Annotated in this window: 7 protein-coding genes; all 7 read left to right on the forward strand. The window is 70.2% G+C overall.

Annotated elements, in window-relative coordinates; all coding sequences use genetic code 11:
• The first annotated feature begins 144 nt into the window (after positions 1-144).
• Complete coding sequence (locus tag WYO_RS02650; protein WP_007558731.1) at positions 145-444, forward strand: hypothetical protein; 300 nt, start codon at positions 145-147, stop codon at positions 442-444.
• A 3-nt stretch (positions 445-447) separates the two neighbouring features.
• Positions 448-1,008, forward strand: coding sequence for a hypothetical protein (locus tag WYO_RS02655; protein ID WP_007558734.1), 561 nt, complete (start codon positions 448-450; stop codon positions 1,006-1,008).
• A 173-nt stretch (positions 1,009-1,181) separates the two neighbouring features.
• Positions 1,182-2,987 (forward strand): malto-oligosyltrehalose trehalohydrolase, encoded by a 1,806-nt coding sequence (gene treZ / locus WYO_RS02660; RefSeq protein WP_007558736.1) that lies wholly within the window; start codon positions 1,182-1,184, stop codon positions 2,985-2,987.
• A complete protein-coding gene (locus WYO_RS02665; protein ID WP_007558738.1) occupies positions 2,984-7,903 on the forward strand; it encodes a malto-oligosyltrehalose synthase in 4,920 nt (1,639 codons plus the stop codon). The genes treZ and WYO_RS02665 overlap by 4 nt, the downstream gene beginning before the upstream one ends.
• 192 nt (positions 7,904-8,095) lie before the next feature.
• A complete protein-coding gene (locus WYO_RS02670) occupies positions 8,096-11,482 on the forward strand; it encodes a maltotransferase domain-containing protein (RefSeq protein WP_007558741.1) in 3,387 nt (1,128 codons plus the stop codon).
• Between the two features lie 145 nt (positions 11,483-11,627).
• The gene (treS, locus tag WYO_RS02675; protein ID WP_007558743.1) at positions 11,628-14,906 is read left to right on the forward strand and encodes a maltose alpha-D-glucosyltransferase; all 3,279 of its coding nucleotides are present in this window, start codon (positions 11,628-11,630) and stop codon (positions 14,904-14,906) included.
• Positions 14,903-17,107 (forward strand): 1,4-alpha-glucan branching protein GlgB (gene glgB / locus WYO_RS02680; protein ID WP_007558745.1); only part of this gene is annotated, 2,205 nt, incomplete at its 3' end. The genes treS and glgB, both read left to right, overlap by 4 nt.

Here is a 17,107-nt window from a genome sequence, read left to right on the forward strand (position 1 = left end):
GGGGCGCGGGGCGGGTGGGTGCCGGCGGGCTGAGAACAGGCTCAATGCGAGTCGGTCAAAGCCGGATGAGATGATTGCGCGTGGAGGTCCGGCCCACTACGTTGCCGGATCATACGATTTGTTGAACATCGTCGGAGCATCGCCATGGCTGGGGATCGTTCGCAGCCGAGGCAGGCCTCAGGGATTGAGACATCCCTTGCCCCTTCCGTCACCGCCGTCATGGCCCGCGCGCAGGAAAGCGGCCTGACCCGGGGCAAGGCCAGCCGGATCTCCGGACGCGTCGCGCCCGAATTGATCGAACGCGCCAAGGCCCGGACGGGGCTTCACTCTGACACCGCGCTGATCGAGTTCGCGCTCGCCAACATCGCCATCGAGGATGGCTTCGCGGACGTATTCCGCACGCTGCGGGCATCGGTTGACCCGGAACTCGACCTGAGCTTCTAGCGCGTGGTCTTCACCTTCAAGGCCGCGGAACGGCTGCGTCGGCAGGGACCAAAGACGGCATTGCAGCGCCGGGACGATGCCGCTTTGCCCTTTCTTGAGGGGCAGGCGCATGCGGGCCGTCCGCTTTTGCTCGATACGTGCGTCTACATCGACCAGATGCAGGGGAGGGCATCGCCTCTGGTCGAAGACCTCCTCGACATCCGGATCGTGAACCACAGCACCGTCGCCATCCAGGAGTTGATGCACACAGTGGGGGTCCTCGATCCCAAGGACCCGCGCAGCGCCCAGGCCGTCGCGGCGATTGGAACCGCGATCGACGCGATGCCGGCGCACCGGATCTTCACCCCTGACGCGGAGACCCTGGGAAGCGCCGCCGTCTATGCGGGCATGCTCTGCCGGATCCAGGGCTATGCAAAGGACGACCGCATGGGCGCACTTCATGATTGTGTCCTGTTCCTGCAGGCGTTCAAGCTCGGCTTCTGCGTGCTGACGCGCAATCTGCGGGACTTCGATGCTCTGCTGCAGATTCGCCCCGACGGCCAAGTCCTGTTCTATCGGACGTGATCCGGTCGGCGATCGCCCCGCCCCCGCGCCATTTTTCGCACGCTTGCCGTCTCATCACGCCGCCATAGCTGCGCTGCGGGAACCGGATCGTGCCCGGGGCCTTCTCCCACGACAATGATCCCTGCCGCGCTTGCCCTTCGGTGCGCACGGCCAACGACGAGGACCGTGGCCCGATGCGGCGCGCCCACAGCATGGATTTCGGAGCCGAGATGGTGGGGGGCGGCGTGCGCTTCGCCCTCTGGGCGCCGACCGCACAGAGCGTCGAACTCGTCGTCGACGGCATCGACCACCCGTTGCCCGAGTCGGGCGGCGGCTGGCGGCGCACCGCCCTGCCCGGGGTGAAGCCGGGGGCCCGCTACGGCTTCCGGATCGACGGCGACCTCGTCGTGCCGGACCCGGCCTCGCGCTTCCAGCCAGACGACGTCTCGGGCCTCAGCGAGGTGGTCGATCCGCGCGCCTTCGCGTGGTCGGACGAGGCCTGGACCGGGCGCCCGTTCGAGGAGGCGGTGATCTACGAGTGCCATGTCGGCACCGCGACCCCGGAGGGCACCTATGCCGGCCTGCAGGCGCGCCTGCCCGACCTCAAGGCGCTCGGCGTCACGGCGATCGAGCTGCTGCCGCTCGCCGACTTCAAGGGCTCGCGCAACTGGGGCTATGACGGGGTCCTGCCCTACGCGCCGGACGGCGCCTATGGCCGCCCGGACGACCTCAAGCGCCTGATCGATGCCGCCCACGGGCTCGGGCTGATGGTCTATCTCGATGCGGTCTACAACCATTTCGGCCCGGCCGGGAATTACCTGCACGCCTACGCCAAGACCTTCTTCACCGAGCGCCACCAGACGCCGTGGGGCGCGGGCATCAATTTCGACGGCAAGGAGAGCGGCGCCACCGTGCGGCAGTTCTTCATCCAGAACACCCTGTACTGGCTGGAGGAATACCATTTCGACGGCCTGCGCTTCGACGCCGTCCACGCGATCCTCGACGATTCGCCCCGCCACTTCCTGGCCGAGCTCGGCGAGACGGTCCGGCGGCGCTTCCCGGATCGCGAGATCCACCTCATGCTGGAGAACGAGGCCAACCAGGCTCGCTGGCTCGAGCGCGACGCCGCCGGCAAGCCGAAGATGCACGACGCGCAATGGGCCGACGACCTGCATCATTGCTGGCACGTCCTGCTCACCGGTGAGGACGCCGGCTATTATCAAAGCTTTGCCGACAAACCGGTCGAGCGCCTGGCCCGCTGCCTGGCGGAGGGTTTCGCCTATCAGGGCGAGCCGTTCGCGACGCTCGGCAACCATCCGCGCGGCGAGCCCTCGGCACATCTGCCGCCCTCGGCCTTCGTGACCTTCCTGCAGAACCACGACCAGGTCGGCAACCGGGCGCTGGGCGAGCGCCTCAATCATCTGGCCGATCCCAGGAAACTCGATCTCGCCCGGGCCGGCTTCCTGCTGGCGCCGCAGATCCCGATGCTCTGGATGGGCGAGGAATGGTCGGCCTCGACGCCGTTCCTGTTCTTCGTCGACTTCGCCCCGGACGAGGAGCTGAACAAGGCGGTGCGTGACGGCCGGCGCCGGGAGTTCAAGAGCTTCGCGGCGTTTGCCGACGATACGTCGAAGATCCCGGATCCGACCGAGCGCGAGACCTTCGAGGCCTCGAAGCTCGACTGGTCCGAGCGGGCGCGCTCGCCGCACCGGGAGGTCCTGGCCGAGACGACGCGCCTGCTCGGGTTGCGCCGGGACGTGGTCGTGCCCCTCGCGAAATCCGGCTCCCTGGGCGCCGCCGCCACCCTGCCGCGGGCCGACGTGGTCGATTGCACCTGGCGGTTCGGCGCCGGCACCCTGCGGTTCATCGCCAATGTCGGGGACGCGCCCTTCGCGCTGGATCCGGGCGGCGCCCGGGTGGTCTGGACCAACGCCCCCGATACGACCGGACGGGACCTGCCGTCCTGGACCGGCCTGTTCCTGACGGAGCCCCGCTCGTGAGCCCCCTGGAAAAACTCGCCGACCTCGTCGGCGTCGCCGCCGGCTATACCGACGCCTTCGGCCAGCCCGTCGAGACCTCCCTGGAGGTGCGGCGCGGCCTGCTCGCGGCCCTCGGTTTCGCGGTGGAGGACGAGGCCGGCGTGGCCGAGAGCCTCGCCCAGGTCGAGGCTCTGCGCTGCGGCCTGGTCCCGCCGCTCCTGCCCGTGGAGGCGCGGCGCGGCGCCCGGGTGCCGGTCCGCGTCCAGGACGGTACCCCGCACACCCTGGTCTGGCGGCTCGTGGACGAGCGCGGCGCGGCCCGCGAGGGCCGGGCCAACCTGCAGAGCGCGGAGCCGGGCCAAGGTGCGGGTTTCGAGTTGCCGCCGCTGACCCCGGGCTACCACCGCCTCACCGTGCAGGCCGGGCGGATCCGGGCCGAATCCTGGGTGATCGCCGCGCCCCAGCGCTGCTGGCGCCCGCGTCCCTACACGGAGGAGGGCGCCTCCGACTGGGGCATGGCCGCGCAGCTCTACGGCCTGCGCTCGGCCACCAATATCGGCATCGGCACCTACGCGGATGCCGGGGAGGCCGCCCGCGAGGCGGCCCTGCGCGGGGCGGCCTTTCTGGGCTTGAGCCCGGTCCACGCCCTGTTCGGCTCCGACCGGACCAAGATCTCGCCCTACTCGCCGTCCTCGCGGCTGTTCCTCGAGACCCTGTTCATCGCGCCGCGCAGCCTGCCGGGGCTCGCCGGCTCCCGGGCCGAGGCGCTGCTCGCCGAGCGCGCCGACGCGATCACGGCCCTGCGCGAGGCCGCCCTCGTCGACCACCAGGGCGTGGCCGACGTGCTCGACCCGGTGCTGCGCGCCCTCTGGCTGGAATCCCCGGCCCGGGCCGGCACCGACGCCGAGTTCGAGCGCTTCCGCCAGGAGGGCGGCCCGGATCTCGCCGCCCACGCGGTGTTCGAGGCGCTCTCCGAGCATTTCCGGCAGCAGGGCGCCCATTGGCTCGGCGACTGGCCCGAGGAATACCGCCGCGCCGGCACCGACGCGGTCGTGGCCTTCGCGGCCGAGAAGGCCGAGGCGGTGGGCTACCACGCCTGGCTGCAATACCTCGCCGACCGCCAGCTCGCCGCGGCCTCGGCGGCGGCTCTGGGCGCCGGCATGCGGGTCGGGCTCTACCGCGACCTGGCGGTGGGCGCCGACCGGGGCGGCTCCGAGATCTGGTCGCATCCCGAGCGCTTCGCCGACCGGGTCTCGATCGGCGCGCCCCCGGACCTGCTCGCTCCCAAGGGCCAGAACTGGGGCCTGCCGGCCTTCGACCCGCTGGAGATGGAGCGGGACGGCCTCGCGGCCTTCCGGGCCCTGGTCCAGGCCAACATGCGCCATGCCGGCGCGATCCGGATCGACCACGCCTTCCAGCTCGCCCGGCTGTTCCTGATCCCGCTGGGAGCGGGCGCCCATGCCGGCGCCTACGTGATGATGCCGTTCGAGCCGATGCTGGCGGTGCTGCGGCTGGAGAGCCACCGCAACAAGTGCCTGGTCATCGCCGAGGATCTCGGCACCGCGCCCGAGGGCTTCTCCGACGCCCTGATGCGGGCCGGCGTGCTGAGCTACCGGATCCTGGCCTTCGAGCGGGAAGGGGACGGACGGTTCAAGGCCCCCTCCGCCTATCCGCGCGACGCGCTCACCGCCATCACCACCCACGATTTGCCGACCTTCGTCGGCTGGTGGCGCGGGGTCGACACCGACACCCGCCAGTCGCTGGGCCTCTACGATCACGAGCGCGCCGAGGCCGAGCGCAACGAGCGCGTGGTCGAGCGTCGCCGCCTCACCGAGGCGCTGGCCGCCGAGCAGCTCCTGCCCTCGGCCGAGCCGCCCGAGGCCGCACCGTTCGAGGCGGCCGCCCGCTACCTCGCCCGCGCCCCCTCGATGCTGACCGCCGTGCAGTACGAGGACGTGGTCTCCGAGCTCGCCCAGGCCAACGTCCCGGGCTCCACGGAGGGCTACCCGAACTGGCGGCGCAAGCTCGACCGGGACCTCGTCGACATCGCCGCCCCCGGCGGACCGCTGGCCAAGCTGGCGGCCTCGCTCTCGGCCGAGTCGCGGGGGCCGCGCTCAGGCTCCGCCCGGCTGGCGGCGCCGCCGCCGCAATCGACCTACCGGCTGCAGTTCCACAAGGACTTCACCTTCGCGGACGCGGAGCGGATCGTCCCGTATCTCAAGAAGCTCGGGATCAGCCACGTCTACGCCTCGCCGCTCCAGAAGGCGCGGCCCGGCTCGACCCACGGCTACGACATCGTCGATCACGGCGCGATCAACCCGGAGCTCGGCGGCGAGGAGGGCTTCGTCCGGCTCTCCGAGACCCTGCACGGGCACGGGCTGAAGCTGCTGCTGGACATCGTGCCCAACCACATGGGCGTCGGCGGCTCCGACAACCCGTGGTGGCTATCGGTGCTCGAATGGGGCTCGCTGTCGCCCTTCGCTGACGCCTTCGACATCGACTGGCAGCGTCTCGGCGCCGGCCGCAACCTGGTGATCCCGTTCCTGGGCGACCGCTACGGCGAGGCCCTGGAGAAGGGCACGCTCGAGCTGAAGTTCGACCCCGAGGCCGGCGCCTTCAGCGTCTGGCACTACGAGCACCAGCTGCCGATCCGGCCCCTGAGCTACCCGACCATCCTCAACCGGGTGATCGCCGCGATCGGGGCCGTGGACGACGACACCACCGCGGAGCTGCTCGCCATCTCCGAGCGGCTGCGGGCCATGTCGATCGACACCGACGAGACCCGCCGCCAGAGCTTCCCCGAGGAGGCCGAGGGGCTCAAGCGCCGGCTCGCCGAGATCTACGGCGTGTCACCGCTGATCCAGGAGGCCACGGCCAGCACCCTGGCGCTGCTCAACGGCTTCAAGGGCCGCCCGGACAGCTTCGGGCCGCTGCACCGGCTGCTGGAGGCCCAGGCCTACCGGCTGGCCCATTGGCGGGTGGCCTCGAGCGACATCAACTACCGCCGGTTCTTCGACGTGAACTCGCTCGCGGGCCTGCGCGTGGAGCTCTCCGACATCTTCCACCGCTCGCACGAGACCGTGTTCCGGCATATCCGCGAGGGCCGGATCGACGGCTTGCGCATCGACCATATCGACGGGTTGGCCGACCCCCTGGGCTACGCGCGTGCGCTCCAGGCGGCGGTCGGGCCGGGCTTCTACGTCGTCGTCGAAAAGATCCTGGAGCCCGGCGAGCGGCTGCGGCCCTGGCCGGTGGCCGGGACCACGGGCTATGACGTGCTCAACCAGCTCGACGGCATCCTGGTGGACAAGGAGCGCCAGGGGAAGGTCCGGCGCCTTTACGAATGGGCCTCGGGCGTCGACGAGCCCTACGGGTTCCAGCTGCGCGCCGCCAAGGCCGAGATCCTGGAGATCAGCTTCGCCAGCGAGCTCGAGGTGCTGACCTCGGACCTCAAGGAGGTGGCCGATGCCGACCGGCGCACCCGCGACTTCACCGTCAACGCGCTGCGCCGGGCCCTGATCGAGATCATCGCCCGCTTCCCGACCTATCGCAGCTACCTGCCGCCGGAGCTGGAGGAGGGCGAGGTCGAGCCGGAGGACGTGCGGCTGATCGAGGGCGCGGTCGCCAAGGCCAAGCGCTGGTCGGGCCTGCCCGACCGCTCGGTGCACGATTTCGCCGCCGACGTGCTGCTCGGGCGGATCGAGACCACGGGGGCAGGGCGCCCGGACCCGCGGGTGGTCCTGCGCTTCCGCCGCCGGTTCCAGCAGCTCACCGGCCCGGTCATGGCCAAGAGCCTCGAGGACACGCTGTTCTACCGGTACGCCTGCCTGCTCGGCCTCAACGAGGTCGGCGGCGATCCGGGCGAGTACGGCATCGACGCGGAGCATTTCCACGACCTGCAGATCGCCCGCGCCCGGGACTGGCCGAACGCCATGATCACCACGGCGACCCACGACACCAAGCGCGGCGAGGATGCCCGGACCCGGCTGCTCGCGCTCTCCGAGATCCCGGAGGGCTGGGCCGGCGCCTGGGACCAGTGGCAGCGGACCGCCGGGCCGCATCTCGCCCGGATCGACGGCGAGCCGGCCCCGGACGCCAACGACCAGTGGATGTTCTTCCAGGCGATCCTCGGCGCCTGGCCGCTGGAGCTGCTGGAGCAAGACGAGACGGCCGCGATCGAGGATTTCCGCGATCGGCTGATTGCCTACGGCGAGAAGGCCATGCGCGAGGGCAAGCGCCGCTCGAGCTGGGTCAATGTCGACGAGGTCTACGAGGGCGCGACGAAGAAGCTGTTCTCGGCGCTGATCGCCCCGGGCTCGGACTTCCTGCGCGAGTTGCGCCCCTTCGCGCGGCGGCTCGCCCATCTCGGCATGCTCGCGGGGCTCGGCCGGACGGTCCTGAAATGCACCCTGCCGGGCCTGCCCGACACCTACCAGGGCACGGAGATCTGGGACTTCTCGTTCGTCGATCCCGACAACCGCCGCCCGGTGGATTACCCGGCCCTCGAGCGGATGCTCGAACGGGGCGGCGCGCCGGCCGAGCTGCTGGCGCACTGGCCGGACGGGCGGGTCAAGCAGGCGACGCTGGCGCGGCTGCTCGCCGAGCGGGCCGAGCGCCCGGGCTTCTACGCCAGCGCGGCCTACGAGCCGGTGGAGGCGAGGGGCGCGCGGGCGGCCCACGTGATCGCCTACCGGCGGACCGATCCCGGCGAGGAGGGCGGCGACCTGTTCGTGGCGGTGCCGCGGCTGTTTGCCGGCATCGTCGGCGAGGCAACCTGGTCGGGCGAGGCTTTCGCCGGCACCCGGGTCGATCTCGGGGCGGGCACAAGCTGGCGCGACATCGTCTCGGGCCGCACCGTCGAGGGCACCGGGGAGGGCGTCGATCTCGGCGACCTCCTGCGCGACCTGCCCTACGTGGTCCTGCGGCGCGCGTCCTAGGGCGCGGCCGACGCGGCGCTGTCACGCCGCGTCGGCTAGAAGACGGGCCGCCGCCGGAACGGAGGCGGGTCCGAGCGATTGTGCGGAGCGGTGCGGGCCGTTCCGCCGCCTCGACCGGTGCCGGCCTGCAGCCGCAGGCACGCGCCTGCGGTTCGGGCGTTACGAGACATGGATTGGGAGCCAGAGGCCAGCATGAACGCACCGACCACCGCCGCCGCCGCGACGACCGGAGCCGAAGCCGTCCTGCCGGCCTCCCTGGCGCCCCGCGCCGAGGGACCGCGGATCTACAACCTGTTCCCCCTCCTGGTCGGGCGCGTCTCGGACTGGACGGCCGAGCTGCCCCGGATCGCGAGCCTCGGCTTCGACTGGATCTACCTGAACCCGTTCCACCAGACCGGCGGCTCGAAGAGCCTCTACGCGGTGGCCGATCCCGAGCGGCTCGACGAGCGGTTCCGGGACCAGGACGGCACGCCGGACGACGAGCAGATCCGCCGGTTCTGCGCCGCCGCCAAGGCCGCCGGCCTGTCGGTGATGACCGACCTCGTGATCAACCACACCGCCGACAACGCCCGGCTGGCCGTCGAGCGGCCCGACCTGTTCATGAAGGAGCCCGACGGCTCGATCATGCATCCGGCCGCCGTGGATCCGGATGATCCCTCGATCCGCACGGTCTGGGGCGATCTCGCCGAGCTCGACTATCACACGCCCGCCGCCCGGGACGAGCTGACCCGGATCTGGGGCGCCTACGTGGCCCGGCTCCAGGCGCTCGGCGTCGCGGGCTTCCGGTGCGACGCCGCCTACAAGGTCCCGCCGGAGACCTGGCGCGTCCTGATCGGGGAGGCCAAGGGCCGCGATCCCGCCTGCCTGTTCGCCGCCGAGACCCTGGGCTGCACCTTCGAGGAAGCGAAGGCCACCGCCGGCGCCGGCTTCGACTACCTGTTCAACTCCTTCGCCTGGTGGGACCTGAAGAAGCCCTGGGCGCTGGAGCAGTACGAGCGCCTCCGGGTGCTGGCACCCTCGATCGCCTTCCCGGAAAACCACGACATGAAGCGGCTGGCCGCCGAAATCAGCGGTGGCCCCGAGGCGGTGGCGCGGCACCTGCGCAACCGCTACGCGCTGGCTGCCTTCTTCTCGGCCGGCGTGCTGATGCCGATCGGCTACGAATGGGGCTACCGGCGGGCGCTGCACGTGGTCGAGACCACCCCGCGCGACCGCGAGAACGACACCGGCATCGACATCTCCGCCTCGATCCGGGCGATCAACGCCCTGCGGGCCGAGCTGCCGGCCGCCAATGTCGAGGGTGCGCAGCTGCGCATCTCGGCCCCCGACAGCGACCTCGTGGCGCTCGCCCGCTTCGACACCGGCCATCCGGCCTCGGCGCGGCACGCGCTGATCGTGCTCTACAACCCCTCGGACAAGCCGGTGCCGGTGGATGCCGGCACGCTCATCGCCCGGACCGGCGGGATGCTCGGCGCCTTCATCGACCGGACCCCCGAGGCCGAGCCGATCGCCTTCCATCCCGGCAGCGCCATCGACCTGCTGCCGGGCGAGCTGCGCATCCTGAGTGCGAGCGCCGCCCAGGTCGCCCAGCTGCCCGAGCGCGGCGCGCCGGACGGCGAGGGGAGGGTGGTGATCGAGGCTGTGAGCCCGGAGATCGACGGCGGCCGCTCGGCGGTGAAGCGCATCGTCGGCGAATCCCTGCGGGTCGAGGCCGACATCTTCTCCGACGGCCACGAGGTGCTCGACGCCGCGATCCTGTCGCGGGTCGCCGGCACCGAGGCGTGGCGCGAGGACCCGATGGTCTTCGTCGACAACGACCGCTGGGCCGGGCAATTCCCCCTGGAGCGCAACGCCCGCTACGAGTTCACCCTGATCGCCTGGCGCGACCCGTTCTCCTCCTGGGTGCGCGACACCCTGAAGAAGCGCGCCGCCGGCGTCGACATCCGCCTGGAGACGATCGAGGGCGTCACCCTGGTCGAGACCGCAGCATCCCTCGCCCGCAGCCGCGCCGCCGGGCGCGACGCGGAGCGGCTGGCCGCCCTGGTCGCCGCTCTGGCCGCGGAGGAGACCGGCTCGGCCGCCCAGCTCGAGCGGATCCTCCAGCCCGAGGCCGCGAGCCTCGTGCGCCGGAACGCCGAGCGGGTGAATCTCAGCCGCTATCCAGTAATCCTGCCGGTGATCGCCGACCGCCTCGCGGCCCGGTTCTCCGCCTGGTACGAGATCTTCCCGCGCTCGCAATCGATGGACGTGAACCGCCACGGCACCTTCGACGACGTGATCAGGCGCCTGCCGGAGATCCGCGAGCTCGGCTTCGACGTGCTCTACTTCACGCCGATCCACCCGGTGGGCCGGACCAACCGCAAGGGCAAGAACAACACCCTCAAGGCCGAGCCCGGGGATGTCGGCTCGGTCTACGCGGTCGGCGCGGAGGAGGGCGGCCACGAGGCCGTGCATCCCGAGCTCGGGACGCTGGAGGATTTCGAGCGCCTGGTGGCGGCGAGCCACGCCTACGGCATGGAGATCGCCCTCGACTTCGCGATCCAGTGCTCGCCGGACCATCCCTGGATCAAGAACCACCCGGAATGGTTCGAGTGGCGCCCCGACGGGACGCTCCGCTTCGCCGAGAACCCGCCCAAGAAGTACGAGGACATCTCGAACGTCCATTTCTACGGGGGCGCCCTGCCCTCGCTCTGGATCGAGCTGCGCGACATCCTGCTCGGCTGGTGCGCAAGGGGCGTGCGCATCTTCCGGGTCGACAACCCGCACACCAAGCCGATCCCGTTCTGGGAATGGGTGATCGCCGAGGTCAACGGCCGCTATCCCGACGCGCTGTTCCTGGCCGAGGCCTTCACCCGGCCGAAGATGATGAAGAAGCTCGCCAAGGCCGGCTACCAGCAGAGCTACACCTACTTCACCTGGCGCAACACCAAGCAGGAGCTGACCGAGTACGCCCTGGAGCTGGCCGGCGAGATGGGCGAGTACTACCGCCCGAATTTCTTCGCGAATACACCCGACATCAACCCGTATTTTCTTCAGACCAGCGGGCGTGCGGGCTTCGTCATTCGCGGCACGCTCGCCGCCACCCTCTCGTCGGTCTACGGCATCTACAACGGCTTCGAGCTGTGCGAGGCGGCCCCCTACCCGGGCAAGGAGGAGTATCTCAACTCCGAGAAATACGAGTTGAAGGCCTGGGACTACGACCGGCCCGGCAACATCCGCGAGCACATCGTCAAGCTGAACACGATCCGCCGCGAGAACCCCGCCCTCTGGGACTTCCGCAACGTGGTCTTCACCGGCGCCTCCAACGACCAGATCATCGCCTACGCCAAGGCGACGCCGGAGCGCGACAATTGCGTGTTCACCATGGTCAACCTCGATCCCAAGAACCGCCAGGAATGCACCTACGAGGTGCCGCTCTGGCTGTTCGGCCTGCCGGATGACGGCGCCGTGGAGGTGGAGGACCTGCTCCAGGGCTACACGTTCGAGCTGCGGGGCCGGTCCCACCGCATCGCGCTCGATCCGGCCGAGCGATCCTGCATCATCTGGCGTCTTCGGGCGCCGCGGCGGGTTGCGGGCTGAGCCCACCCATGGCACCTGACCATGCGTCTGATCCCGACGACGGGCTCGCCCGTCGCCGACCATTGCGCCGCGCGGCCGACCGCCCGCGCCCCGGCCGGTCCCGACCGCCGGTCCCAGTAAATTCGACCGATGAGGCAGCGACGCGATGATCGATCGCAGCGACCCGCAATGGTACCGTGACGCCATCATCTACCAGATCCACGTCAAGTCGTTCTTCGACTCGAACGACGACGGGATCGGCGATTTCGAAGGGCTGACCCGGCGGCTCGATTACGTCCGCGACCTCGGGGTCACGGCGATCTGGCTGATGCCGTTCTATCCCTCGCCCCTGCGCGACGACGGCTACGACATCGCCGATTACGAGGGCATCAACCCGTCCTACGGGACCATGGAGGATTTCAAGGCCTTCGTGGAGGCGGCGCACGAGCGCGGCCTGCGGGTGATCACCGAGCTCGTGATCAACCACACCAGCGACCAGCATCCCTGGTTCCAGGCGGCCCGCGAGGCGCCCCCCGGCTCGCCCGAGCGCGACTTCTACGTCTGGTCGGATACCGACGAGCCGTACAAGGACACGCGGATCATCTTCCTCGACACCGAGGCCTCGAACTGGACCTGGGACCCGGTCGCCAAGCAGTATTTCTGGCACCGGTTCTACAGCCACCAGCCGGACCTGAACTTCGACAACCCGAAGGTGCTGGAAGCGGTCATCGCGACGATGCGCTACTGGCTCGACATGGGCGTCGACGGCCTGCGGCTCGACGCGATCCCCTACCTGATCGAGCGCGACGGCACGAACTGCGAGAACCTCCGGGAAACCCACGACGTCATCAAGGCGATCCGGGCCGCGCTCGATGCCAGCTATCCCGACCGGATGCTGCTGGCCGAGGCCAACCAGTGGCCCGAGGAGACCGCGCAGTATTTCGGCGACGGCGACGAATGCCACATGGCGTTCCACTTCCCGCTGATGCCGCGGATGTACATGGCGATCGCCCGGGAGGACCGGCACCCGATCACCGACATCATGCGCCAGACCCCGGAGATCCCCGAGGGCTGCCAGTGGGCGATCTTCCTGCGCAACCACGACGAGCTGACCCTCGAGATGGTGACGGCTGAAGAGCGCGACTATCTCTGGTCGTTCTACGCCGCCGAGCGGCGCGCCCGGATCAATCTCGGCATCCGCCGCCGCCTCGCGCCGCTGCTCGAGAACGACCGGCGCAAGATCGAATTGATGAAGTCCCTCGTCCTGTCGATGCCCGGCACGCCGGTGCTGTATTACGGCGACGAGATCGGCATGGGCGACAACATCTATCTCGGCGACCGCGACGGCGTGCGCACGCCGATGCAATGGACCCCGGACCGCAACGGCGGCTTCTCCCGGGCGAACCCGCAGCGGCTGTTCCTGCCGGCGATCCAGGACCCGATCTACGGCTTCGACGCGATCAACGTCGAGGCGCAGACCCAGTCGCAGACCAGCCTGCTGAACTGGACCCGGCGGATGATCGCGATCCGCAACAACAGCGTCGCGCTCGGGCGCGGCACGATCCAGTTCCTGTACCCCTCGAACCGCAAGGTGCTGGCCTGGATCCGCGAGCACGAGGACGAGCGGATCCTGTGCGTCGCCAACCTGTCGCGGGCGCCGCAGGCGGTGCAGCTCGACCTGTCGGAGCTGCGCACCGCGGTGCCGATCGAGCTGACCGGCGGCACCGAGTTCCCGCCGATCGGTGACCTGCCCTACCTGCTGACCCTGCCGTCCTACGGCTTCTACTGGTTCTCCTTAAGCGCAGCCCGCTCGGGCGCGATCGGCCCGCAGCAGGAGCAGCCCGAGCTGTTCACCCTGGTGCTCACCGGCGGCATCGAGAGCCTGATGTCGGGCCGCGAGCGCGTCGCCTTCGAGCGCACCGTGGTGCCGCCGTTCCTGTCGAGCCGGCGCTGGTTCGGCGCCAAGGGCTCGCGGATCCGGTCCGTGAAGGTGATCGACTGCGCCGCCCTCAAGGACGGGGACGGCAGCGCGCGCTTCCTGCTGCCGCGGCTGCAGGTGCAGCTCGCCAACGGCGAGAGCCACGAATACTTCATGCCCGTGGGCGTGGAGGAGGGCCGGGAGGACGAGACGCTCCTGCCCTTCGCGGTGGCGCGGGTGCGCCGCGGCCCGCGGACCGGCCTGCTCTACGGGGCGGCCGGCTCCAACGACTTCGCCGCCTGCCTGATCGAGGACATGCGCCGGGGCACCGAATTGCCCACGGAGAGCGGGCGGCTGGTCTTTTCCACCACCTCGGCCTTCGATGACGGCGTCACGGTCGACACCGCCGACATCCGCCGGCTCTCGGCCGAGCAGAGCAACACCTCGATCGCCATCGGCTCCAAGATGATGCTCAAGCTGCTGCGCCGCCTGCAGCCGGGCACGCATCCCGAGATCGAGGTCGGGCGCTTCCTCACCGAGACCGCGGGCTTCGCCAACACCCCGGCGCTGCTCGGCACCCTGGAGCACGTCGCCGAGGACGGCACGCGGACGGCCCTCGCGGTCCTGCAGAAATTCGTCCTCAACCAGGGCGACGCCTGGACCCTGATGCTCGAGGGCCTGCGCCGGGACTTCGAGACCGTGGTGCTCACCCCCGAGAGCGAGGCCGCCAGCCCCGAGGAGGCGTTCCAGGCCCATGGCCCCTGGGCGGACCTGCTCGGCCGGCGCACCGCCGAGATGCACGCCGCCTTCGCCATGGAGACGGACGACCCGGCCTTCGCGGCCGAGCCCTTCGCCGAGGACGACCTGGCGGTGCTCGCCCGGGATGCGCGCCACCAGGCCGAGCGGGCCTTCCGGGCGCTGAAAGGTCTCGCCGAGCGCGGCCTGGATGCCGGCAAGCCCGCCTGCACGGCGCTGATGCAGCGGCGCGCCGAGGTCGAGGCGCTGATCGAGCAGCTCAGCGCCGAGCCGCCGCGGGGGGCCCACAAGATCCGGATCCACGGCGACTATCACCTCGGTCAGGTGCTGGTCTCCGAAAGCGACCTGATCATCGTCGACTTCGAGGGCGAGCCCTCGCGCCCGGCCGACGAGCGGCGGGCGAAGTCGATGCCGCTGCGCGACGTCGCCGGCCTGATGCGCTCCTTCGCGTACGGGGCCGAGACGGTGGTCCGCGAGATCGCCATCCGGTTCGGTGATTCCGAGGAGCGGGCGCGGGACGCCGCCACGGCGTGGCGCGGCATGATCGAGGCGGCTTTCCTGGCCGGCTACGAGGCGGCCGTGGCGGGGACGCGGGCGGCCGTGACCGATCCGGACACGCGGGCGCGGCTGCTGCGCCTCTGCCTGCTGACCAAGGCGCTCTACGAAGTCGATTACGAGGCCAACAACCGGCCGGACTGGATCGAAATCCCCGCACGGGGGGTTCTCACCATTCTGGACACGGACGGACACGAGCCCGGGGAAACCGAATGACGGCGATCGACGAGACCTTCGCACCGCGGATCGACCCGGAAGCGGCGAGCGCGCGGAACGCGGATGTCCCGCATTCCGGAGCCACCTCGGCGCCGCCGAGCGTCCATCCGGACGCGATCGCGGCGCTGATGAGCGCCAACCACGGCGACCCGTTCTCGGTGCTCGGCCCCCACCGGGTCGGCCCGGACCTGTGGGAGGTCCGCGCCGTCCTGCCCGAGGCCCGCGCCGCCGCCCTGGTGATGAGCGACCGCACCGTGCCGTTCGAGAAGCGGCACCCGGACGGGTTCTACGTCGCCCGGGTCGAGGGCGAGGGCCGGCCGCTCTACGAGATCGAGGTCGAGTTCTGGGACGGGACCAAGACGCGGCGCTACGACCCCTACGGCTTCGGCTCCTCGATCGAGCAGTACGATGTCGCGACCCTGCGCGAGGTCGGCACCAACCTGGTCTACCGGATGCTCGGCGCCCAGTCGGGCCAGCTCGACGGCATCGACGGCTTCCGCTTCGCCGTGTGGGCGCCCAATGCCCGCAAGGTCAGCGTGGTCGGCGACTTCAACGACTGGGACGGACGGCGCCACCCGATGCGCCTGTGGCAGGATGGCGGGATCTGGGAATTGTTCGTGCCCGGCCTCAAGGCCGGCGTCTGCTACAAGTTCGAGATCCGCGGCCCCGACGGCGCCCTGATCCCGCTCAAGGCCGACCCGGTCGCCTTCGCGGCGCAGCACCCGCCGGAGACCGCCTCGATCACCCACGGGACCGGTGAGTTCGCCTGGCGCGATTCCGGCTGGATGAAGACCCGGGGCGCCAAGGACCCGCGCCACGCCGCGATCTCGATCTACGAGGTCCATCTCGGCTCCTGGGCCCGGGTGCCCGAGGAGGGCAACCGCTACCTCACCTACAAGGAGCTGGGCGAAAGGCTGATCCCCTACGTCAAGGATATGGGCTTCACCCATATCGAGATGCTGCCGATCACCGAGTTCCCGTTCGACGGGTCCTGGGGCTACCAGCCGGTCTCGCTGTTCGCGCCGACCAGCCGCTTCGGCACGCCCGAGGATTTCGCCGCCTTCGTGGACGCCGCCCACGAGGCCGGCATCGGCATCCTGCTCGACTGGGTGCCCGGTCACTTCCCGCTCGACGCCCACGGGCTCGGCCTGTTCGACGGCACGCATCTCTACGAGCATGCCGACCCGCGCCAGGGCTTCCACCAGGATTGGGGCACCTACATCTACAATTTCGGCCGGACCGAGGTCGCGACCTTCCTGGCCGCCAACGCCCGGTTCTGGCTGGAGCACTACCACCTCGACGGCCTGCGGGTGGATGCCGTGGCGTCGATGCTCTACCTCGACTATTCGCGCCGGCAGGGCGAGTGGATCCCGAACCGCTACGGCGGCAACGAGAACCTCGACGCCATCGACTTCCTGCGCAAGACCAACGAGGCGACCTACAGCCACGCCCCGGGCACGATCACGGTGGCCGAGGAATCGACCTCCTGGCCGGGGGTCTCGCACCCGACCTACACGGGCGGCCTCGGCTTCGGCTTCAAGTGGAACATGGGCTGGATGCACGACACGTTGAAATACGTGTCGGAGGATCCGATCCACCGCCGCTACCACCACCACAACCTGACCTTCGGGCTGCTCTACGCCTTCTCGGAGAATTTTATCCTGCCGCTCTCCCACGACGAGGTCGTGCACGGGAAGGGCTCGCTGCTCGGCAAGATGCCGGGCGACCGCTGGCAGAAATTCGCGAACCTGCGCGCCTATTTCGGCTTCATGTGGGGCCATCCCGGCAAGAAGCTGCTGTTCATGGGCGGCGAGTTCGGCCAGGAGCGGGAGTGGAACCACGACAACAGCCTGGACTGGCACCTGCTCGACGATCCCCTGCACAAGGGCGTCAAGGACGTGGTCCGGGACCTCAACCGGCTCTACGTCTCGACCCCGGCCCTCTACGCCCGGGACGTCGAGCATACCGGGTTCCAGTGGCTGGTGGCCGACGACCAGGACAACAGCGTCATCGCCTGGGCCCGCAAGGGCGCCAATCCCGGCGAGGTCGCGATCGTGGTGTCGAACTTCACCCCGATTCCCCGGGAGGGCTACCGGGTCGGCGTGCCGGAGGCGGGCTTCTACCGCGAGGCGTTCAACTCGGACGCGGCGGTCTATGGCGGCTCGAATCTCGGCAACAACGGCGGCCGCCACACCGACGGG

Source organism: Methylobacterium sp. GXF4, assembly GCF_000272495.1.
In the GTDB taxonomy this organism is placed as follows: Bacteria; Pseudomonadota; Alphaproteobacteria; order Rhizobiales; family Beijerinckiaceae; genus Methylobacterium; species Methylobacterium brachiatum.